Source organism: Streptomyces iranensis, assembly GCF_017874715.1.
In the GTDB taxonomy this organism is placed as follows: Bacteria; Actinomycetota; Actinomycetes; order Streptomycetales; family Streptomycetaceae; genus Streptomyces; species Streptomyces iranensis.
In genome coordinates this window covers 416,107-435,121 of sequence record NZ_JAGGLR010000006.1, presented here as the reverse complement: position 1 = coordinate 435,121, position 19,015 = coordinate 416,107, and the positions used below count along the sequence as shown (strand labels likewise).

The 19,015-nt window shown below is 70.9% G+C and carries 19 protein-coding genes; 15 read left to right on the top strand and 4 right to left on the bottom strand.

Annotated elements, in window-relative coordinates; translation table 11 throughout:
- The first annotated feature begins 119 nt into the window (after positions 1-119).
- The gene (locus J2Z30_RS13745) at positions 120-1,103 is read left to right on the top strand and encodes a LysR family transcriptional regulator (protein WP_044581862.1); all 984 of its coding nucleotides are present in this window, start codon (positions 120-122) and stop codon (positions 1,101-1,103) included.
- Here J2Z30_RS13745 and J2Z30_RS13740 read toward each other — a convergent pair.
- Together J2Z30_RS13740 and J2Z30_RS13735 are read right to left on the bottom strand one after the other, a co-directional pair.
- On the bottom strand, positions 1,078-1,362 hold the full coding sequence (locus tag J2Z30_RS13740; RefSeq protein WP_044574497.1) for a hypothetical protein: 285 nt from the start codon (positions 1,360-1,362) through the stop codon (positions 1,078-1,080). The two genes, J2Z30_RS13745 and J2Z30_RS13740, sit on opposite strands and share 26 nt — an antisense overlap.
- Positions 1,359-1,727 carry a hypothetical protein gene (locus tag J2Z30_RS13735; protein WP_044574499.1) on the bottom strand — a complete coding sequence of 123 codons (369 nt, stop codon included), beginning with the start codon at positions 1,725-1,727 and terminating at the stop codon, positions 1,359-1,361. The genes J2Z30_RS13740 and J2Z30_RS13735 overlap by 4 nt, the downstream gene beginning before the upstream one ends.
- A gap of 253 nt (positions 1,728-1,980) precedes the next feature.
- Between J2Z30_RS13735 and J2Z30_RS13730 the strand changes: the two genes are divergently transcribed.
- From J2Z30_RS13730 to J2Z30_RS13705, 6 genes are all read left to right on the top strand, one after another.
- Positions 1,981-3,381 (top strand): nitrate/nitrite transporter, encoded by a 1,401-nt coding sequence (locus J2Z30_RS13730; RefSeq protein WP_044574501.1) that lies wholly within the window; start codon positions 1,981-1,983, stop codon positions 3,379-3,381.
- 222 nt (positions 3,382-3,603) lie between these two features.
- Positions 3,604-4,770, top strand: a complete 1,167-nt coding sequence (locus J2Z30_RS13725; RefSeq protein ID WP_044574503.1) for a uroporphyrinogen-III synthase — start codon at positions 3,604-3,606, stop codon at positions 4,768-4,770.
- Between the two features lie 159 nt (positions 4,771-4,929).
- Positions 4,930-5,532: a CGNR zinc finger domain-containing protein gene (locus J2Z30_RS13720; protein ID WP_044574505.1), complete on the top strand. Its 603-nt coding sequence runs from the start codon at positions 4,930-4,932 to the stop codon at positions 5,530-5,532.
- A gap of 261 nt (positions 5,533-5,793) precedes the next feature.
- On the top strand, positions 5,794-6,315 hold the full coding sequence (locus tag J2Z30_RS13715) for a sigma-70 family RNA polymerase sigma factor (protein WP_020870913.1): 522 nt from the start codon (positions 5,794-5,796) through the stop codon (positions 6,313-6,315).
- Complete coding sequence (locus J2Z30_RS13710; RefSeq protein WP_044574508.1) at positions 6,312-7,076, top strand: anti-sigma factor family protein; 765 nt, start codon at positions 6,312-6,314, stop codon at positions 7,074-7,076. Before J2Z30_RS13715 ends, J2Z30_RS13710 begins: the two co-directional genes overlap by 4 nt.
- 64 nt (positions 7,077-7,140) lie before the next feature.
- Positions 7,141-9,657, top strand: coding sequence for a HelD family protein (locus J2Z30_RS13705; RefSeq protein ID WP_063790964.1), 2,517 nt, complete (start codon positions 7,141-7,143; stop codon positions 9,655-9,657).
- 278 nt (positions 9,658-9,935) lie between these two features.
- On the opposite strand, the gene J2Z30_RS13700 is transcribed toward J2Z30_RS13705, so the two are convergent.
- The gene (locus J2Z30_RS13700) at positions 9,936-10,145 is read right to left on the bottom strand and encodes a cold-shock protein (protein ID WP_014061093.1); all 210 of its coding nucleotides are present in this window, start codon (positions 10,143-10,145) and stop codon (positions 9,936-9,938) included.
- Positions 10,146-10,424: 279 nt separating this feature from the next.
- Here J2Z30_RS13700 and J2Z30_RS13695 point away from each other — a divergent pair, with 279 nt between their 5' ends.
- Both J2Z30_RS13695 and J2Z30_RS13690 read left to right on the top strand, forming a co-directional pair.
- On the top strand, positions 10,425-11,846 hold the full coding sequence (locus tag J2Z30_RS13695; RefSeq protein ID WP_044574511.1) for an NAD-dependent malic enzyme: 1,422 nt from the start codon (positions 10,425-10,427) through the stop codon (positions 11,844-11,846).
- Between the two features lie 255 nt (positions 11,847-12,101).
- Positions 12,102-12,383, top strand: coding sequence for an HU family DNA-binding protein (locus J2Z30_RS13690; RefSeq protein WP_009717479.1), 282 nt, complete (start codon positions 12,102-12,104; stop codon positions 12,381-12,383).
- Between the two features lie 140 nt (positions 12,384-12,523).
- On the opposite strand, the gene murA is transcribed toward J2Z30_RS13690, so the two are convergent.
- Positions 12,524-13,867 (bottom strand): UDP-N-acetylglucosamine 1-carboxyvinyltransferase, encoded by a 1,344-nt coding sequence (gene murA, locus J2Z30_RS13685; RefSeq protein WP_044574517.1) that lies wholly within the window; start codon positions 13,865-13,867, stop codon positions 12,524-12,526.
- 255 nt (positions 13,868-14,122) lie between these two features.
- Here murA and J2Z30_RS13680 point away from each other — a divergent pair, with 255 nt between their 5' ends.
- The 6 genes from J2Z30_RS13680 to J2Z30_RS13655 all read left to right on the top strand — a co-directional run bounded on the left by J2Z30_RS13680 (position 14,123) and on the right by J2Z30_RS13655 (position 18,933).
- Positions 14,123-14,710, top strand: coding sequence for a YqgE/AlgH family protein (locus J2Z30_RS13680; protein ID WP_044581864.1), 588 nt, complete (start codon positions 14,123-14,125; stop codon positions 14,708-14,710).
- Between the two features lie 21 nt (positions 14,711-14,731).
- Positions 14,732-15,019: a DUF3039 domain-containing protein gene (locus J2Z30_RS13675; protein WP_075200572.1), complete on the top strand. Its 288-nt coding sequence runs from the start codon at positions 14,732-14,734 to the stop codon at positions 15,017-15,019.
- A gap of 147 nt (positions 15,020-15,166) precedes the next feature.
- Complete coding sequence (locus J2Z30_RS13670) at positions 15,167-15,577, top strand: recombinase family protein (protein ID WP_044574522.1); 411 nt, start codon at positions 15,167-15,169, stop codon at positions 15,575-15,577.
- A 157-nt stretch (positions 15,578-15,734) separates the two neighbouring features.
- Positions 15,735-17,072, top strand: coding sequence for an extracellular solute-binding protein (locus J2Z30_RS13665; RefSeq protein ID WP_044574524.1), 1,338 nt, complete (start codon positions 15,735-15,737; stop codon positions 17,070-17,072).
- The gene (locus J2Z30_RS13660; RefSeq protein ID WP_044574526.1) at positions 17,069-18,067 is read left to right on the top strand and encodes a carbohydrate ABC transporter permease; all 999 of its coding nucleotides are present in this window, start codon (positions 17,069-17,071) and stop codon (positions 18,065-18,067) included. The genes J2Z30_RS13665 and J2Z30_RS13660 overlap by 4 nt, the downstream gene beginning before the upstream one ends.
- Positions 18,064-18,933 (top strand): carbohydrate ABC transporter permease, encoded by an 870-nt coding sequence (locus tag J2Z30_RS13655; RefSeq protein WP_020870924.1) that lies wholly within the window; start codon positions 18,064-18,066, stop codon positions 18,931-18,933. The genes J2Z30_RS13660 and J2Z30_RS13655 overlap by 4 nt, the downstream gene beginning before the upstream one ends.
- Positions 18,934-19,015 lie beyond the last annotated feature (82 nt).

The following is a 19,015-nucleotide window of genomic DNA, read 5'->3' as shown; positions in this document are numbered from 1 at the left end:
CACTACGGTCCCGGGCCCGGCCGGGGGCGGTCCAACACCTGATCGGGAGGCATTCACGCAGCTCCGTTGTCAATGCCGGCCGGGTGAGGATCGAGGGGCGCGTCGGTCACCATGTGCGGGTGAACCGGGACATCGAACCGCGCCTGCTGCGCGCCTTCGCCGCCGTCGCCGACGAGCTGCACTTCACCCGTGCCGCCGCCCGCCTCTACGTCGCCCAGCAGGCCCTCAGCCGCGACATCCGGCGCCTGGAGCGGGAGTTGGGCGCGGAGCTGTTCGTCCGTACCACCCGCCAGGTCGCCCTCACGGCCGCGGGCGTACGGCTGCTGCCGTACGCCCGGAGGGTGCTCCAGGCCCAGGACGACCTGGCGGCGGCCTTCAGCGGGGCCGAGCGCCGCCCGCTGCTGGTGGACGTGAGCGCCCCGGTGAGCACCGGAAACCAGGTGCTGGCGGAGGCGCGGCGCCGCATCGGCCCCGAGACCGAGCTGGTGGCCCGCTTCCACAGTGGGCTGGCCGGGGCCGCCGCCGAACTCCTCGCCGGACGCCTGGACGTCTCCTTCGGCCGGGCCCGCGGCCTCGACCCCGCCGTGCTCGCCCGGCTGGACCACCGGCTGATCCGCTACGAGCGCATCGCCGTGGTCCTGCGCGAGGACCACCCGCTCGCCCGGCTCGAGGAGATCCCGCTGTCCGCGCTGGCGGGCGAGACCCTGTACGCGGCGGCGGGCAACGACACCACCACCGAGTGGACGGACCTGGCCGCCCAGCTCTTCGCGGGGCGCGGGATCGCGATGGCGGAGCCGTTCCCGGAGATCGACGGGGACGAGGAGTTCATCCGGGTGGTGACCAAGCGCCGCTGGTCGGTGCTGGCCAGCGAGGTGTTCACCCACCTCCCCGGCGCGGTGCTGCGCCCCCTCACCGAGCCCGTTCCGCTCTCACCGGTCTCCATCGTGTGGCGCAGGGGCCTCACCCACCCCGGCCTGGACGCCCTCCACGCCGCGGCCCGCGCGCTCTCCACCACGTCCGGCTGGCTCCACCGCCCACCGGGCTTCTGGCTGCCGCGCCCCGAGGCGGGCCGGGTGCTCAGAGATCTTCGAACGGCGGAATGACGCGTGTGACGACGAGGAGCCGCAGACGTGGCATGGCCAGGAAATACAGCCAGCCGTCCCCGCCAATACCGAGGCGGCGCAGCCCACCCGGGACACCCGGTTGAGGCCCCTTGCCGATGTCCGTGACATCGACGCCCAGGTCGGCGAGGTCGACCAGTTCATGCGCGAGGCGCTCGACCTCGCCGAGCACGTGGCTGGGCAGCCCCGCGACGACGTGCGCTTCGTCCGGGTCGTACTCCCAGCGCCATGCGTCGCTCACGCCTCTCCTCGCTTCACCCCGGCCTCGGCGAACGCGGCGTCCAGGATCCGGCCGACCTCCGCGGCGGCCTCGCGTGCCTGGACGAGGTCGTCCGTCTCGGCGATCAGCGCTTCCAGCTCGCGGAGACGGGCAGCGCGCGCCGGATGGCGCGCGATCGCCACGTTGACCGCCCATTGCCGGGTGAAGCTGCGCAGCGGGGCCGCGCTCACCTCGGCGCGGGCCTGCCGCACCACCTCCGCTCGCTCGGCGTCGAAGGCGGCCAGGGACCCGGGTGCGACCTGCGCCACCGCCGCGCGCAGCGCCTCGGGCGTACTGGCAGGTTGTGCGGTCACCGGGTCGTACGGGTGATCCGGCTGGCTGCTCATGCGATCCTCCGGCGGGGCGGGGCGGGCGGTGCACCGCGTACGGTACCGGGCGATACCTCGCGCCGCGTATGCGATGGGCACGGCTCCACCGGATGAGGGAATCCCCGGGGCGCGGGACCCGGGCCCCGGACTCCCCTCACCGCCACCCGGCCCTCCGGGTGAGAGCAAGGTTTCGTCCGCGTCACCTGCCGCCACAGCCCGGAAATCCACCGTCCCTACCGTCTGTGGCGACACCGAGAACTGTGGAGGCGTGATGACTGCCCCGACCACCACCGCCGCGCGCAAAGGGGGCCGCTGGATCGAGCAGTGGGACCCGGAGGACGAGAGGTTCTGGAGGGAGAAGGGGGAGCGGATCGCCGCCCGGAACCTGGTCTTCTCCATCCTCTCCGAGCACATCGGGTTCTCGATCTGGAGCCTGTGGTCGGTGATGGTGCTGTTCATGGGGCCGGAGTACGGCGTCGACCCGGCCGGTAAGTTCTTCCTGGTCGCCATGCCCACGCTGGTGGGCGGGGTGCTGCGGGTGCCGTACACCTTCGCCGTCGCGCGGTTCGGCGGGCGCAACTGGACGATCGTCAGCGCCGGGATGCTGCTCGTGCCCGCGATCACCGCCGCCGTGGTGATGGAGCCCGGGACCTCGTACACCACGTTCCTGGTGGTCGCGGCGCTCACCGGGGTCGGCGGCGGCAACTTCGCCTCGTCCATGACCAACATCAACTCCTTCTACCCGCTGCGCAGGAAGGGCTGGGCGCTCGGCCTCAACGCGGGCGGCGGCAACATCGGCGTCCCGGTGATCCAGCTGGTCGGGCTGCTGGTGATCGGCACCGCCGGCGCGGCCCATCCGCGGCTCGTGCTCGCCGTCTACATCCCGCTGATCGTCGTCGCGGCGGCGCTCTCGGCGCTGTTCATGGACAACCTGGCGCCGGTGCGCAACGACGCCGGGGCGGCCAAGGAGGCGGCGCGGGACGCCCACACCTGGATCATGTCGCTGCTCTACATCGGCACCTTCGGTTCGTTCATCGGCTACAGCTTCGCCTTCGGTCTCGTGCTGCAGAACCAGTTCGACCGCACCCCGCTCCAGGCCGCCGCGCTGACCTTCATCGGCCCGCTGCTCGGGTCGCTCATCCGGCCCGTCGGCGGCCGGCTCGCCGACGCCCACGGCGGTGCGAAGATCACGCTGTGGACCTTCGCCGCCATGGCCGCCGCGACCGTCGTGGTCGTCTACGCCTCCGCGCAGAAGTCGCTGTCCGTCTTCCTCGTGGGCTTCATCGCACTCTTCGTCCTCAGCGGGCTCGGCAACGGCTCCACCTTCAAGATGATCCCCGGCATCTTCCAGGCGAAGGCCGTGGCCCGCGGTCTGACCGGCGAGGAGGCCGCGGCCTACGGGCGGCGGCTGTCGGGCGCGGCGATGGGGCTGATCGGGGCGGTCGGCGCGCTCGGCGGGCTCGGGATCAACCTCGCCTTCCGTGAGTCGTTCGCGGGCGCCCACTCCGGGACCCCCGCCTTCGTCTCCTTCCTCGCCTTCTACGCGGTGTGCTCCGCGGTCACCTGGGCCGTATACCTCCGTGGCGCGCGCCGCCCGGCCGCGGTGTCCGGCGCGCAGGCGGATGCGCATGATCCGCGGTCGGAGCGGCAACCCGCCTACGCGGACGTCTGAGCGGGCCGCCGAGGGGCGCCCGACCGGGCCGCCGAGCGGCTTACGGGCGGGCGTTGCGGCGACTCGGGGCGTACGGTCGGCCGGGGAAGCCCCCGGCCGTACTCCCCGTTACACCTGGGAAACCTCCGCGAACCGCCACCGACACGGGACGGCGACAGGATGCGGAACCGAAGGCGCCCATACACGAGTGAATCGGGAGATCGGAAGATCGGGACGAGAGCCATGCACCGAGAACAGACCGGAGCCGCGGGCGGCGAGACGCCCGTCGGCCCTCTCGCCGGATTCACCGTGGGAGTCACCGCAGCACGGCGCGCGGACGAACTCGGCGCCCTGCTGCGGCGCCGTGGCGCGGAGGTGATGCACGCGCCCGCACTGCGGATCGTGCCACTCGCCGACGACTCCGAACTCCTCGCCGCCACCAAGCAGTTGATCGACAGCGCGCCCGATGTCGTGGTCGCCACCACCGCCATCGGCTTCCGCGGCTGGGTCGAGGCCGCCGACGGCTGGGGCCTGGGCGACGCCCTGCTCGACCGGCTGCGCGAGGTGCGGCTGCTGGCCCGCGGGCCCAAGGTACGCGGGGCGATCCGGGCCGCCGGGCTCACCGAGGAGTGGTACCCGGCCTCCGAGTCGATGGCCGAGGTGCTCGAGCGGCTGCTGGAGGAGGGCGTCGAGGGCCACCGCATCGCCGTCCAGCTGCACGGCGAGCCGCTGCCCGGCTTCGTCGAGTCGCTGCGGGCCGGGGGAGCGGAGGTGGTCGGGGTGCCGGTGTACCGCTGGATGCCACCGGAGGACATCGGACCGGTGGACCGGCTGCTGGACGCGACGGTGGCCCGCGCCCTGGACGCCGTCACCTTCACGAGCGCGCCCGCCGCCGCGAGCCTCCTGGACCGGGCGGAGCGGCGCGGAATGCGCGAGGAGCTGCTGGACGCGCTCCGCCATGATGTGCTGCCCGCGTGTGTCGGGCCGGTCACCGCGCTGCCGCTGGAGGCCCACGACATTCCCACCTCCCAGCCCGAACGGTTCCGGCTCGGGCCGCTGGTGCAGCTGCTGACCGCGGAACTTCCGGGGCGGGTGCGGCCGTTGCCGGTCGCCGGGCGGCGGCTGGAGATCCGTGGCCACGCGGTGGTCGTGGACGGGGAGCTGCGTACCGTGCCGCCCGCCGGGATGGCGTTGCTGCGGGCCCTGGCCCGCCGGCCCGGCTGGGTCGTGGCGCGGTCGGAGCTGCTGCGGTCGTTGCCGGGGGCTGGGCGTGATGAGCATGCGGTGGAGACGGCGATGGCTCGGCTGCGGACCTCGCTTGGCTCGCCGAAGCTGATCCAGACGGTGGTCAAGCGGGGGTATCGGCTGGCGCTCGATCCGTCGGCCGACACGAAGTATGGGGGCGAGTAGCTGTTCTGTTGCCGGGGCTCCGCCCCGGACCCCGCTCCTCAAACGCCGGAGGGGCTGGGTTGACCGGAGGGGCTGGGTTGAGGGGGTTACGGGTAACACCCGGGGCGGGCACTCTGAAGGGTGACCGGATCGGGCCTTCCCCGAAGGGGTGACGGGAACATGGCGTCGGCGTCGGCCTACGACCTGCGGTTCGACTCGGGGCGGATCTGCCTGGACCTGGTGGCCACGGTCGGCGGCCGGCTCAGCGAGGCGCCCGTCGAGCGGCTCGGCGGGGTGGAGCCCCTCCGGGCGTGGCTGCTGGGCACCGGGCTGGTGCCCGGCGGCACCTCGCTCGAGGCCGTGGACCACCGCTGGCTCATCCGCTTCCGGGCCGCCCGCGACCTGCTGCACCGCATAATCCACACCGAGGTCGAGGGCCATGCCGCGGCCGCCGATCTGGAGCGGATGAACGCGCTGGCCGCCACCGGCCCGCCCGCCCTGCGCGCCGTACGGACCCCCGACGGCACCCTGGTCGGCGCCTTCGCCGGGAAGGCGGACTGCGGTGCGCTGCTCTCCCAGATCGCCCGGGACGCGGTGCAGTTGCTCACCGACCCGGTGGCGCGCGGGCAGCTGCGGCGCTGTGAGGGGGAGACCTGCTCGCTGGTCTACCTCGACACCTCGCGCGGCCGCCGCAGGCGCTGGTGCTCCAGCGAAGTCTGCGGAAATCGCGAGCGGGTTGCCCGTCACCGCCGCCGGGTAAACCCGAGCATCAGCAAAGCATGAGCGAAATTCAGTCATGACCCGGACATGACGCAGGCCCCGGATGGGGGGACCGGGGCCTGCGGGGCGGATTTGGGGAGGGAGCCCTTCCTGGTAGCCGACACCCGCCCGGCGTCGGCCTTACTCGGACTCAAGTACGCACCGCACACCGGGAGATGTTCAGTCCGGGATTGGGATGTACATCACACGGTGGTCGATGAACGGCGAGCGTTTCCAGCCCGTACCCCCCTCGACCCGGCGGCTTGCGTACGCAAAGATGCCCTCGTGACCGAGAGGACGACACCGGACGACGCGCTCATGCGCGCGCTCTACGCGGAGCACGCAGGCCCGCTTCTCGCCTTCGTCCTGCGCCTGGTCGCGGGCGACCGGCACCGCGCCGAGGACGTGGTCCAGGAGACCCTCCTGCGCGCCTGGCGGAACGCCGACCAACTGCGGCGCTCCGGAGGATCGGTACGACCCTGGCTGGTGACCGTGGCCCGCCGTATTGTCATCGACGGCCACCGCCAACGCCGCGCACGTCCCCACGAAGTGGACGCGGCGCCGCTCCATGTGATGCCCGCCGCGGACGACATCGACCGCGCGTTGCGCCAGATGACCATTTCTGACGCGTTGAATGACCTCACCGACGCACATAGAGCGGCGCTCGTCGAGACATACTTCAAGGGACGGACGGTGAGTGAGGCGGCCGAAGTGCTGGGCGTTCCCGCCGGGACGGTGAGGTCCCGGGTCTTCTACGCGCTGCGCTCCCTGAAGCTCTCGCTCGAGGAACGGGGGGTCACGGCATGATGCCGGCAGCGGACGACCAGCAGCACACCGCGGTCGGCGCCTATGCGCTCGGGGTGCTCGACCCCGCCGACGCGGCGCGCTTCGAGGACCACCTCATCGGGTGCGAGCGGTGCGCCGCCGAGCTCGATGAGCTGATGGGCCTCCCGCCGCTGCTGGCCGAGTACGCCACCGCCGCCGACGGCACCGCGCTCCCGGATCCGGCGGTGGTCACCGCCCGCCCGGGGCCCGAACTGCTCGACCGGCTGATGGACGACGTCGCGGTGAGTCGCAAGGCCTCCGGCAGACGGCGTCTCTTCCTCGTCGCCGCGGCCGCCGTCCTCATCGTCGGCGGCCCGCTCGCGGGAGCGGCCATCACCGCGAGCTCCGACGGCGGCGGGGGCAAGGACCAGGTGGCGGCCTCCTCCTCCAAGCAGGTGTACGACCAGGGCGAGAAGTTCGGCTCGGTCGACCCCGTCACCAAGGTGGACGCCTCCGTCTCGCTCCAGCAGAAGGGGTGGGGCACCTCCGTCGCCCTCAAGCTGGGCAACCTGAAGGGGCCGCGCAGCTGTGACCTGGTCGCCATCGGCAAGGACGGCCACGAGGAGACCATCACCACCTGGGCCGTGCCCACCTCGGGCTACGGCGTCAAGGACGGGGACGGCTCCCGCTGGAGCAAGGAGCCGCTCTACGCCCAGGGCGGCGCCGCCATGAACACCAACGACATCGAGCGGTTCGAGGTCCGCACCCTGGACGGCCAGCGCCTGGCCCAGGTCAGGCTCTGAGAAACCCCCTCCCCTTCAGGTGTACGGTTGACGGCTGCCCTTAAGAACACAGAAGGGGGCCTGGGTGGCCGCGCAGAACGCCACGCATGACGACCGGACGGCACCGCGGGGGGACCGCGGGGACGGCGTCCGGGACAGCGAGATCCGGATCGAACAGACGCATCTGGACCGGGTGTACCACCGCCTCGCGGAGAAGATCCACGAGGCGGAGTTCCTCATGGACGACGCCGCCAAGCGCGGTCAGGTCGGCACGCCCGGCGCGCTCGCCGAACGGGACGCCCAGGTCTTCCGGGCCGGGGTCCACCTCAACCGGCTGAACAGCGAGTTCGAGGACTTCCTCTTCGGCCGCATCGATCTGCTGCCGGGCAAGGACGGCCGACGCGGGCCCGACGGCGCCTACACCTCCGTGGAGCCCGCCGACGACGCCATCCGCACCGGCCCGGACGGCGACCGCGCGGAGATCGCGGAAACGTTGCACATCGGCCGCATCGGCGTCCTGGACGCCGACTACGCCCCGCTGGTGATCGACTGGCGGGCGCCCGCCGCCGCGCCCTTCTACCGCTCCACCCCGGTCGCCCCCGGCCGCGTCGTCCGCCGCCGGGTGATCCGCAGCAAGGGCCGCCGGGTGCTCGGCGTCGAGGACGACCTGCTGCGCCCGGAGCTCAGCGCCACCCTCGACGGCGGGGCGCTGCCGGTGGTCGGCGACGGCGCGCTGATGGCCGCGCTCGGCCAGGCCCGCGGCCACACCATGCGCGACATCGTGGCCTCCATCCAGGCCGAGCAGGACCAGGTGATCCGCGCCCCCGCCGCCTCCGTCACCGAGGTCGAGGGCGGCCCCGGCACCGGCAAGACGGCGGTCGCGCTGCACCGCGCGGCGTACCTCCTCTACCAGGACCGGCGGCGCTACGCGGGCGGCATCCTCGTGGTCAGCCCCACCCCGCTGCTGGTCGCCTACACCGAGGGCGTGCTGCCCTCGCTGGGCGAGGAGGGCCAGGTGGCCATCCGGGCGGTGGGCTCGCTGGTGGAGGGCGCCGAGGCCACCACGTACGACACCCCGGCCGTGGCCCGCGTCAAGGGCTCGTCCCGGATGGTGAAGGTGCTGCGCAACGCCGCGCGCGGCGCGCTGGAGCTGCCGCGCGGGGCCGCCGCGTCCGCCGGTCCGGCCTCTTCGTCGCCATCGGCTTCGTCCTCGCCATCGGCTTCGTCCTCGTCATCCGACGAGGGCCAGCTGACGCTGGACGGGGCGCTGGAGGCCCACGGCGGCAGACCCGGTGCGGGCTCCGGGTCCAGACCCGGCGGCCCGCCCGAGCGGCTGCGCGTGGTCGCCTTCGGCGCCCGGATCGAGCTGGGCGCCGATGAGCTGCGCACCATCCGTCGACACGTGCTGGGCGGCACCGCGCCCGTCAATCTGCTGCGCCCGCGCGCCCGGCGGCTGCTCCTGGACGCGCTGTGGGCCCGCTCCGGCGCCCCCGGGCGGTACACCGACGCCGAGCTGGCCGCCGAGGCGCGGGAGGGCTTCGACGAGGACATCTCCTCCGAGGACTCCTTCCACGAGTTCCTCGACGCCTGGTGGCCCGAGCTCACCCCCCGCTCCGTCCTCGCCGCGATGGCCGATGAGAAGCGGCTGAACCGCTGGGCACGGCGGGTGCTCAACCCCCGCGAGGTCCGCCAGGTGGCCCGGTCGCTGGCCCGGCTCGGCCCGGACGGGCAGGGCCGGCTGTCGGTCCACGACGTGGCGCTGCTGGACGAGCTGACCACCCTCCTGGGCACCCCCGCCCGCCCCGCGGGCCCCCGCGAGGCCGATCCGCTGGACCAGCTCACCGGTCTGGACGAGCTGACCACCTACGCCGACCGGGTCAGCCCCCGCCGCAGCCGCGCCGAGCGGGCCGAGCGGGAGCGCGCCGACTACGCCCATGTGATCGTCGACGAGGCGCAGGACCTCACCCCGATGCAGTGGCGGATGATCGGACGGCGTGGCCGCCACGCCACCTGGACGGTCGTCGGCGACCCGGCCCAGAGCTCCTGGTCCGACCCGGAAGAGGCGGGGCGGGCCCGGGACGAGGCGCTCGGCAGCCGCCCGCGCCGCCGCTTCACCCTCACCGTCAACTACCGCAACCCCGCGGAGATCGCCGAACTGGCCACCAAGGTCCTCACCCTCGCCATGCCCGGCACCCCCGCCCCCGAGGCGGTCCGCTCCACGGGCGTGGCGCCGCGCTTCGTACCGGGCGCGGACGGCGACCTCGGCGCGGCCGCGCGCCGCGAGGCGGTCCGGCTGCTGGACGAGGTGGACGGCACCGTCGGCGTCGTCGTCGCGATGAACCGGCGCGCCCAGGCCCGTCAGTGGCTGACGGGCCTGGGCGACCGGGCGGTGGCGCTGGGCAGCCTGGAGGCGAAGGGGCTCGAGTACGACGCGACGGTCGTGGTCTCGCCCGCCGAGATCGCCGACGAGTCCCCGGCGGGGCTCCGGGTGCTGTACGTGGCGCTCACCCGCGCCACCCAGCGGCTGACGGTCGTGTCGGGCGACCGCGACGAGCCGGACGGCAACGCCGTCCCCGACCTGCTGCGGGACCCCCCTTTTTGAGGCTTGGTTCTCCCCCAGCTACCGCTGGGAGGTGCCCCCGGCCGGAGGACCCCCGCGCCCGGTGCACTCAAATGCCCGGTGCTCGGAGGGCCTCCAAAATCCACCCCCGGGAGGGGAATCCCTTCCCGGGCCTGTTTGTTAGCCTTGACGTGGCACCGGCCCGATCCAAGCCCCCGGGCCCAACCTTCGTCGCTTCGAGCGACCACTTGCCGCGAGGCGAGCATGGCGGGTCGGTGCCACTTTCCATCTCTTCCGCGAGAGGTCCGCGCCCGGCGGCGTCAGCCGCCCAGGATGCGGACCTCTTCCGCTTGTGGGCCCTTGCGGCCCTGCACGATCTGGAATTCGACCCGCTGCTCGTCGACCAGGCTGCGGTAGCCGCTGCCGTCGATCGAGCTGTAGTGGACGAAGACATCCGGTCCGCCGTCCTCCTGGGCGATGAAGCCGTAGCCCTTCTCGGCGTTGAACCACTTCACGGTGCCCTGAGCCATGCCCGCGCTCCTCGTTGTCTCTTCCTCGACGTCCTTACGACGCTGTAGCGCGCCAGAGCCTAGGGCGGCGGCTGCGGCGGGCGGCCCGCCTCGCCAGGCGTTCCCGCGAAGGAGTGGGGCTTTCCACTCGCCTGACCCCACTCTGCTATGTCAGAACAATATGTCCGAAAGTCGGGCCGGGTTACCCCGTACCCAGAGGTAGGTGTAACCATCTGAGGACGTGGCCCGGCATCCCGAGGCCCGGAGAGCATGAACAAGGGAAAGCAGAGGAAGCAGGCCATGGCAACGGCGCCCAGCGTCTCGTACTCGATGACGGTCCGGCTGGAGGTGCCCGCGAGCGGAACCGCGGTCAGCCAGCTGACCACGGCCGTGGAGTCCTCCGGTGGCTCGGTAACGGGCCTCGATGTGACCGCCTCCGGCCACGAGAAGCTCCGTATCGACGTGACCATCGCCGCGACCTCGACCGCGCACGCCCAGGAGATCGTGGAGAAGCTGCGGGGCATCGAGGGTGTCTCGCTCGGCAAGGTCTCCGACCGTACGTTCCTGATGCACCTCGGCGGCAAGATCGAGATGTCGTCGAAACACCCCATCCGCAACCGTGACGATCTCTCCATGGTCTACACCCCGGGCGTGGCCCGGGTCTGCCAGGCCATCGCGGACAACCCCGAGGACGCCCGCCGCCTCACCATCAAGCGCAACAGTGTGGCCGTCGTCACCGACGGCTCCGCGGTGCTGGGCCTCGGCAACATCGGCCCCAAGGCCGCCCTGCCGGTCATGGAGGGCAAGGCGGCGCTCTTCAAGCGGTTCGCGGGCATCGACGCCTGGCCGATCTGCCTGGACACCCAGGACACCGACGAGATCGTCGCGATCGTGAAGGCCATCGCCCCCGGCTTCGCCGGGATCAACCTGGAGGACATCTCCGCACCCCGCTGCTTCGAGATCGAGGCGCGGCTGCGCGAGGCCGTGGACATCCCGGTCTTCCACGACGACCAGCACGGCACCGCGATCGTGGTGCTGGCCGCCCTCACCAACGCGCTGCGGGTGGTCGACAAGAAGATCGAGGATGTGAGGGTCGTCATGTCCGGCGCGGGCGCCGCCGGCACGGCCATCCTGCGGCTGCTGATCGCCGCGGGCGTACGGCACGCGGTGGTGGCCGACATCCACGGGGTGGTGCACGCCGGGCGGCAGGACCTGGTCTCCGCCGACCCGGAGTCCCCGCTGCGCTGGATCGCCGACAACACCAACCCTGAGGGCGTCACGGGCACCCTGCGCGAGGCCGTGCGGGGCGCGGACGTCTTCATCGGCGTCTCGGCCCCGAACGTGCTCTCCGGCGACGACGTGGCCGCCATGGCGGACGGCGCGATCGTCTTCGCACTGGCCAATCCGGACCCCGAGGTGGACCCGGCGATCGCCCGCCAGACCGCCGCCGTGGTCGCCACCGGACGCTCGGACTTCCCGAACCAGATCAACAATGTCCTGGTGTTCCCGGGCGTTTTCCGTGGTTTGCTGGACGCGCAGTCGCGTACGGTGAACACCGAGATGATGCTGGCTGCTGCCGGTGCGCTCGCCGACGTCGTCCACGACGACGAGCTCAATGCCAACTACATCATTCCGAGCGTCTTCAACGACAAGGTCGCGGGGGCGGTCGCCGGGGCCGTGCGAGACGCGGCCCGCGCTGTGACCGGTACCACTGCGGTCTAGGCGGGGTACGGCGCGTCGCGCGCTCCGGGGTCCCGGAAGCGGCCATAGGGTGGCGGACAGGAAAACGACCGCCACGGCGCTTTTCGTGTGACTCTCCAGGGCTCCGGATTGGCATTCCCGCCACAGGTGGGGGCAGGATGCGTTCCGGGCGCGAGGGTCTGAACAGCAGACCCGGGTCCGGGGACTGTCCGAGGGCCCTGGCAGCATCGGCTTCGATCTCACGCCTCATTGGCAAGATGAACACGGGAGTACAACATGAACCGCAGTGAGCTGGTGGCCGCTCTGTCCGAGCGCGCCGAGGTGACCCGAAAGGACGCCGACGCCGTGCTGGCCGCCCTCGCCGAGGTGACTGGTGAGGTCGTCGCGAAGGGCGACGAGAAGGTCACCATCCCCGGCTTCCTGACCTTCGAGCGCACCCACCGTGCCGCTCGCACCGCGCGCAACCCGCAGACCGGTGAGCCGATCGAGATCCCGGCCGGCTACAGCGTGAAGGTGTCCGCGGGCTCCAAGCTCAAGGAAGCCGCCAAGGGCAAGTAAGCCCCCGCGAATGAGAGGGGCGGCCACCCGTGAGGGTGGCCGCCCCTTCGGCGCTCCTACGGGCCCTGAGGCCCATCCACGAGCCTCCACGAGGCCCCAGGAGGCTCTACACGGCGTTTTCCCCGCCGCCCGGGAGCTCCCTACGCGGTGTTGCCGCCGCCCGGGAGCTCGACCTTCGCGCCCAGCTCCACGAGCTTCTCCATGAAGTTCTCGTAGCCGCGGTTGATCAGGTCGATGCCGTGGACCCGCGAGGTGCCCTGGGCGGCCAGGGCCGCGATCAGGTAAGAGAAGCCGCCGCGGAGGTCGGGGATGACCAGGTCGGAGCCCTGGAGCTTGGTGGGTCCCGAGACGACCGCGGAGTGCAGGAAGTTACGCTGGCCGAACCGGCACGCGGAGCCGCCCAGGCATTCGCGGTAGAGCTGGATGTGCGCGCCCATCTGGTTGAGCGCCGAGGTGAAGCCCAGCCGGGACTCGTAGACCGTCTCGTGGACGATGGACAGGCCCGACGCCTGGGTCAGGGCCACCACCAGCGGCTGCTGCCAGTCCGTCTGGAAGCCGGGGTGTACGTCGGTCTCCAGGGCGATCGCGTTGAGCTTGCCGCCCGGGTGCCAGAACCGTATGCCCTCGTCACCGATGTCGAAGGCGCCGCCGACCTTGCGGTAGGTGTTCAGGAAGGTCATCATCTCGCGCTGGCGGGCGCCGCGCACATAGATGCCACCCTCGGTGGCCAGTGCCGCGCTCGCCCAGGAGGCGGCCTCCAGGCGGTCCGGGAGGGCGCGGTGGTTGTAGCCGCCGAGCTGGTCGACACCGGTGATCCGGATCGTACGGTCGGTGTCCATGGAGATGATGGCGCCCATCTTCTGCAGTACGCAGATGAGGTCCTCGATCTCCGGCTCGACCGCCGCGTTGGAGAGTTCCGTCACACCCTCGGCGAGCACCGCCGTCAGCAGCACCTGCTCGGTGGAGCCCACCGACGGGTACGGCAGCCGGATCTTGGTGCCGCGCAGCCGGTGCGGGGCCTCCAGGTACTGGCCGTCCGCCCGCTTCTCGATCGTCGCCCCGAACTGGCGCAGCACGTCGAAGTGGAAGTCGATCGGCCGGCCGCCGATGTCGCAGCCGCCCAGGCCCGGGATGAAGGCGTGGCCGAGGCGGTGCAGCAGCGGGCCGCAGAAGAGGATCGGGATCCGCGAGGAACCTGCGTGTGCGTCGATGTCGGCGACATTGGCGCTCTCCACATGCGTGGGATCGAGCACCAGCTCACCGGACTCGTCACCGGGGCGCACCGTCACGCCGTGCAGCTGCAGCAGCCCGCGCACCACCCGCACATCGCGGATGTCGGGGACGTTGCGCAGCCTGCTGGGCGCACTGCCGAGCAGGGCGGCCACCATGGCCTTCGGCACGAGGTTCTTCGCGCCGCGGACACGGATCTCGCCTTCGAGCGGGGTGCCGCCATGGACGAGCAGGACATCGTTCGAGCGGGTCATCTGGTCTCGCGTTCCTGAGACGGGCAAGGGCCAAAAGGCACAAGGGCCAAAGGGCAAGAGTAATAGCCCCGGAGACCGCCTCCGTAAGGCTCTTGCACCCTTTGCGTCACCCCGTAGGCGACGCAACACGTTCCGTTTCGATCGAAAGGCCCACAGTCACGTGCGCCGCATCTGCTGTCTTGCGCCCCGACCTGCTCTCATACGGGACTCGACTTCCACTCCCCCTCGGGCCCGGATATGGGGGATCATGTGGCCATGACCGAGGTGTCCTCGCTCACAGGACGGCTGCTTGTCGCGACACCGGCGCTTGCTGACCCGAATTTCGACCGTGCGGTGGTGCTCCTCCTCGACCATGACGAGGAGGGCTCGCTCGGCGTGGTCCTGAACCGCCCGACCCCGGTGGGGGTGAGCGACATCCTGGAGTCGTGGGCCTCGCTGGCCGGGGAGCCGGGGGTGGTCTTCCAGGGCGGTCCGGTCTCGCTGGACTCGGCGCTGGGCGTGGCCGTCGTACCGGGCGAGTCGGGCCGGTCCTCGGCGCGCAGCGAGGACGGGCCACTCGGTTGGCGCAGAGTGCACGGCGCCATCGGCCTGGTGGACCTGGAGGCGCCGCCGGAGCTGCTGGCGGCGGCCGTGGGCTCGTTGCGCATCTTCGCCGGTTACGCGGGTTGGGGGCCCGGCCAGCTGGAGGACGAGCTCGCCGAGGGCGCGTGGTACGTGGTGGAGTCCGAGCCGGGCGATGTGTCCTCGCCCGCCCCCGAGCGGTTGTGGCGGTCGGTGCTGCGCCGCCAGCGCAGTGAGCTGGCCATGGTCGCCACGTATCCGGACGACCCTTCTCTCAACTAGGCATGAGTACCCTAGGGCTGTATGAGCACTCTTGAGCCCGAGCGCGGGGCAGGCACGGGGACCCTCGTTGAGCCGACACCGCAGGTGTCGCACGGTGACGGCGACCACGAGCGCTATGCCCACTATGTACAGAAAGACAAGATCATGGAGAGCGCCCTCTCCGGATCTCCCGTCGTCGCACTCTGCGGCAAGGTCTGGGTCCCGGGTCGTGACCCGAAGAAGTACCCGGTCTGCCCCATGTGCAAGGAGATCTTCGAGGGCATGGGCGCCGGCGGCGACAAGGGCAAGGACGGCGACGGCAAGAAGTAGCCGGTCCGTCGGCCCTGGGCGCTGACGAAAAGCCTCGCGCGAACAGACGGCACGCCCGGCCCGCGATCCCGAGACGGGGTCGCGGGCCGGGCGTGCCGTGCCTTGTGCGCCCTGCCGCGCGCCGGACGGCCCCAGTAGGGTCGGCCCATGAGCGGGCGTACGGAGAACGGGGCGGCGCGGGCCGCCTATCTGGTGTTCGGGGCGCGTGAGGTCGACGAGCCCGAAGCGGAAGGCGCCAGCGCCTACTGCCAGTTCGAGAAGGACTGGGACGCCCAGCTGGAGCGGTGCGGGCGGCTGGCCGCCGAGCGGGGCTACCGGCTCTCCGGCGGGTGCGTGATGTCGGTCGCCCAGCCGACCCTTCCCAGACTCCTGGAGTGGGCGGAGGACCCGGGCGCCGATGTGGTGCTGGTGGCCAGCGACCGCGTTCTGGAGCGGTTCCGGAAGACCTGGCCGGACTGGGACCGGGTGGTCGAGCGCCTGGCGGAAGCGGGTGCGCGGGTGGAGGCCGTGCCGTATGTTGAACCCGCCTATCCGGGCGAGGAGTTGCCGCGTCGCTAGCGCGAAGTTCCTTTTGTCGCGGAGTGCTTCGGCTCGCTTTATCACGAAGTGGTTCAGACCTCTTGTGGGGTCGCTCAAGGTTCCCTAGCCTCACGCATATTGTGCTGAGCGAAACATGCGTTGCATTACTTGCAACGCCAAATGTTTAAGGGTCCTTATGAAGTCGTCCCATCTCTCTGTTTCCTCCCGGTTGTCCTCCCGCGTCACCGTGCCCGTGGTGGCACTCGCCCTGGCGGGGCTGGCCATGACCGGATGTGCCCCCTCCACCTCCGACAACAGCTCCAAGGAGGACGAGAAGAGCGGCAAGCTGCGTGTCTGGCTCTTCCAGGAGGTCAATAACGCGCCCAAGAAGAAGGTGATCGACGCGGCGGTCGCCGGCTTCGAGAAGGAGCACGACGGAACCGACGTCGAGGTGACCTACATTCCCATCGACACCCGGGCGCAGAAGATCAAGGCGGCTTTCAACGACCCCAAGAGCGCTCCCGACGTCATCGAGTTCGGCAACACCGACACCGCCGGCTATGTCAAGGACGGCGGGCTGCTGGACATCAGCAAGGAGTTCGGCGCCTGGGTCGACTCGACCAATATCGACCCCACCGCGAAGTACTCGCTGACCATCGGCGGCAAGGTCTACGGCGCCCCGCTCTTCGTCGGCGTACGGGCGCTGTACTACCGGACGGACGTCTTCAAGGATCTCGACCTGGAGCCGCCGGCCACCCAGGACGAGTTGATTGCGACCGCGAAGAAGATCCACTCGGAGCGGCCGGATCTGTACGGTCTCGCGGTCGGCGGCGCCTACACCTACGGCGCGATGCCCTTCATCTGGGCCAACGGCGGCGACCTCGCCGATGAGAAGGGCAAGTTCGGCTCCAACGAGTACGAGGCGGCCATCGACAGCGCCGACGCCCAGAAGGGCGTCAAGGCGTACACCTCGCTCTTCGGCAACGACAACTGCCCGGCCGCCAAGTGCGCCCAGTGGGGCGGCAACGACACCGTCGAGGCGTTCGCCTCGGGCAAGGCGGGCATGGCGATCGGCGGCGACTTCAACCGCCAGGCGATCGAGGCGGGCAAGGCCAAGGGCAAGTACAAGGTCGTGCCGCTGCCGGGGGTGAAGAAGGGCGACATCGCACCGGCCTTCGCGGGCGGGAACAACCTCGGGGTGCTCAAGAGCACCTCGCACCGCACGATCGCCGTGGACCTGCTCAAGAGCCTCGCCGGGAAGCAGACCCAGCGCGAGCTCTACGACGCCATGGGCTTCCTGCCCACCTTCACCGATGTGCGCGGCGACGTCGCCCACAAGGACGCCTTCGTCAAGCCCTTCGTGGAGACCCTCAACGACAGCGCCAAGTTCGTGCCCGCCTCGCCCGGCTGGGCGGCCATCGACGCGCAGCTCGTCCTGCCCACCATGTTCCAGGAGATCGTCAGCGGCCGTAAGAGCGTGCCGGCCGCCACCCAGGACGCCGCGAAGAAGATGGACGAGGCATTCGAGCAGTGAGCGCCGGCACCGCACAGCACGCCCGGCGAGCCCCCGCCAAGGGCCGCCGGTCCCGGCCGGGATCCACCGCCCCGGCCGGGCGCCGATCCGGGAAGGGCTCCCGGCGCGGCACCTGGACCCCCTGGCTCTATCTCGCCCCGGCGCTCATCGTCCTGGGCGGGCTGCTCGTCTACCCCATCTACCAGCTCGGTCTGATCTCCTTCCTGGAGTACACCCAGGCGCAGGTCAGCGGCGGTGAACCGACCACCTTCCAGGGGTTCGCCAACTACGCCGAGCTGTTCGGCGACAGCGAGTTCTGGAACGTCGCCGTCGCCACCCTGCTCTTCGCCGCCGTCTGCGTGGTGTCCACCCTCGCGGTCGGCTGTGCGCTGGCGGTGCTGCTGACGCGCGTACGGGCGATTCCGCGGCTGGCGCTGATGCTGGCCGCGCTCGGCGCCTGGGCCACTCCGGCGGTCACCGGCTCGACGGTCTGGGTCTTCCTCTTCGACCCGGACTTCGGACCGGTGAACAAGGTCCTGGTGTGGCTCGGCCTCTCCGGCTTCGAGAACTACTCCTGGACCTACGACCGCTACAGCGCCTTCGCCCTGGTGCTGTTCGAGGTCGTGTGGTGCTCGTTCCCGTTCGTGATGGTCACCGTCTACGCGGGCATCCGGGCCATCCCCACCGAGGTGCTGGAGGCCGCGGCCCTGGACGGCGCCTCCGCCTGGCGGATCTGGCGCACGATCATGGCGCCGATGCTGCGGCCGATCCTCGTCGTGGTGACCATCCAGTCCATCATCTGGGACTTCAAGGTCTTCACACAGATCTACGTCATGACGAACGGCGGCGGGATCGCCGGCCAGAACATGGTGCTCAACGTGTACGCGTACCAGAAGGCGTTCGCGTCCTCGCAGTACAGCCTGGGCTCGGCGATCGGCGTGGTGATGCTGCTGATCCTGCTGGCCGTCACGCTGGTCTATCTGCGGCTGCTGCGACGCCAGGGAGAAGAACTGTGAGCCACTCGCGCGTCTCGCTGCGCATCCGCCGTCCCTGGCGCTTCGCCGCCGAGGTCACCGCCCTGATCGTGGCGGCCGTGGTCGCCTTCCCGCTGTACTGGATGGTGCTCTCGGCCTTCAAACCGGAGGGGGAGATCCAGTCCACCGAGCCCCGGCCGTGGACGGGGTCCCCGTCGCTGGACTCCTTCCGGCGCGTCTTCGAACAGCAGGACTTCGGGCGCTACTTCCTCAACAGCCTGTTCGTGGCCGGGGTGGTGGTGGTCGCCTCGGCGCTGATCGCCTTCCTGGCGGCCACGGCGGTCGCCCGCTTCAAGTTCCGCTTCCGCACCACGCTGCTGATCATGTTCCTGGTCGCCCAGATGGTGCCGATCGAGGCGCTGACCATCCCCATGTTCTTCCTGATGCGCGATCTGGGGGAGACGGTGCCCGGGGTGGGGCTCAACACCCTGGGCTCGCTGATCCTGCCGCATATCGCCTTCTCGCTGCCGTTCGCCATCTGGATGCTGCGCGGCTTCGTCAAGGCGGTGCCCGAGGCGCTGGAGGAGGCGGCCTATCTGGACGGGGCCAGCCGCTCCCGCTTCCTGTGGCAGATCCTCTTCCCCCTCGTCTTCCCCGGACTCGTGGCGACGAGCGTCTTCTCCTTCATCTCCGCATGGAACGACTTCCTCTTCGCCAAGTCCTTCATCATCAGCGCGACCGAGAACTCCACCCTTCCGATGGCGCTGCTGGTCTTCTTCAAGGACGAGGGGAACGACTGGGGAGGGATCATGGCGGCGTCCACCGTCATGACCATCCCCGTGCTGATCTTCTTCGTGCTCGTCCAGCGCCGGCTGGTCTCCGGCCTCGGCGGCGCGGTGAAGGACTGACGCGTACGGGTGAAGGACTGACGAGTGCTGAGGACTGACGAGCACTGACAAGAGCTGACAAGAACTGACGAGGGGCCGACAG

Excerpts from the sequence above, each read along its gene's own strand:
- J2Z30_RS13735 (WP_044574499.1), bottom strand. The coding sequence starts at position 1,727 with ATGAGCAGCCAGCCGGATCACCCGTACGACCCGGTGACCGCACAACCT.
- J2Z30_RS13730 (WP_044574501.1), top strand. The coding sequence starts at position 1,981 with ATGACTGCCCCGACCACCACCGCCGCGCGCAAAGGGGGCCGCTGGATC.
- J2Z30_RS13725 (WP_044574503.1), top strand. The coding sequence starts at position 3,604 with ATGCACCGAGAACAGACCGGAGCCGCGGGCGGCGAGACGCCCGTCGGC.
- J2Z30_RS13720 (WP_044574505.1), top strand. The coding sequence starts at position 4,930 with ATGGCGTCGGCGTCGGCCTACGACCTGCGGTTCGACTCGGGGCGGATC.
- J2Z30_RS13710 (WP_044574508.1), top strand. The coding sequence starts at position 6,312 with ATGATGCCGGCAGCGGACGACCAGCAGCACACCGCGGTCGGCGCCTAT.
- J2Z30_RS13700 (WP_014061093.1), bottom strand. The coding sequence starts at position 10,145 with ATGGCTCAGGGCACCGTGAAGTGGTTCAACGCCGAGAAGGGCTACGGC.
- J2Z30_RS13695 (WP_044574511.1), top strand. The coding sequence starts at position 10,425 with ATGGCAACGGCGCCCAGCGTCTCGTACTCGATGACGGTCCGGCTGGAG.
- J2Z30_RS13690 (WP_009717479.1), top strand. The coding sequence starts at position 12,102 with ATGAACCGCAGTGAGCTGGTGGCCGCTCTGTCCGAGCGCGCCGAGGTG.
- murA (WP_044574517.1), bottom strand. The coding sequence starts at position 13,867 with ATGACCCGCTCGAACGATGTCCTGCTCGTCCATGGCGGCACCCCGCTC.
- J2Z30_RS13680 (WP_044581864.1), top strand. The coding sequence starts at position 14,123 with ATGACCGAGGTGTCCTCGCTCACAGGACGGCTGCTTGTCGCGACACCG.
- J2Z30_RS13675 (WP_075200572.1), top strand. The coding sequence starts at position 14,732 with ATGAGCACTCTTGAGCCCGAGCGCGGGGCAGGCACGGGGACCCTCGTT.
- J2Z30_RS13670 (WP_044574522.1), top strand. The coding sequence starts at position 15,167 with ATGAGCGGGCGTACGGAGAACGGGGCGGCGCGGGCCGCCTATCTGGTG.
- J2Z30_RS13665 (WP_044574524.1), top strand. The coding sequence starts at position 15,735 with ATGAAGTCGTCCCATCTCTCTGTTTCCTCCCGGTTGTCCTCCCGCGTC.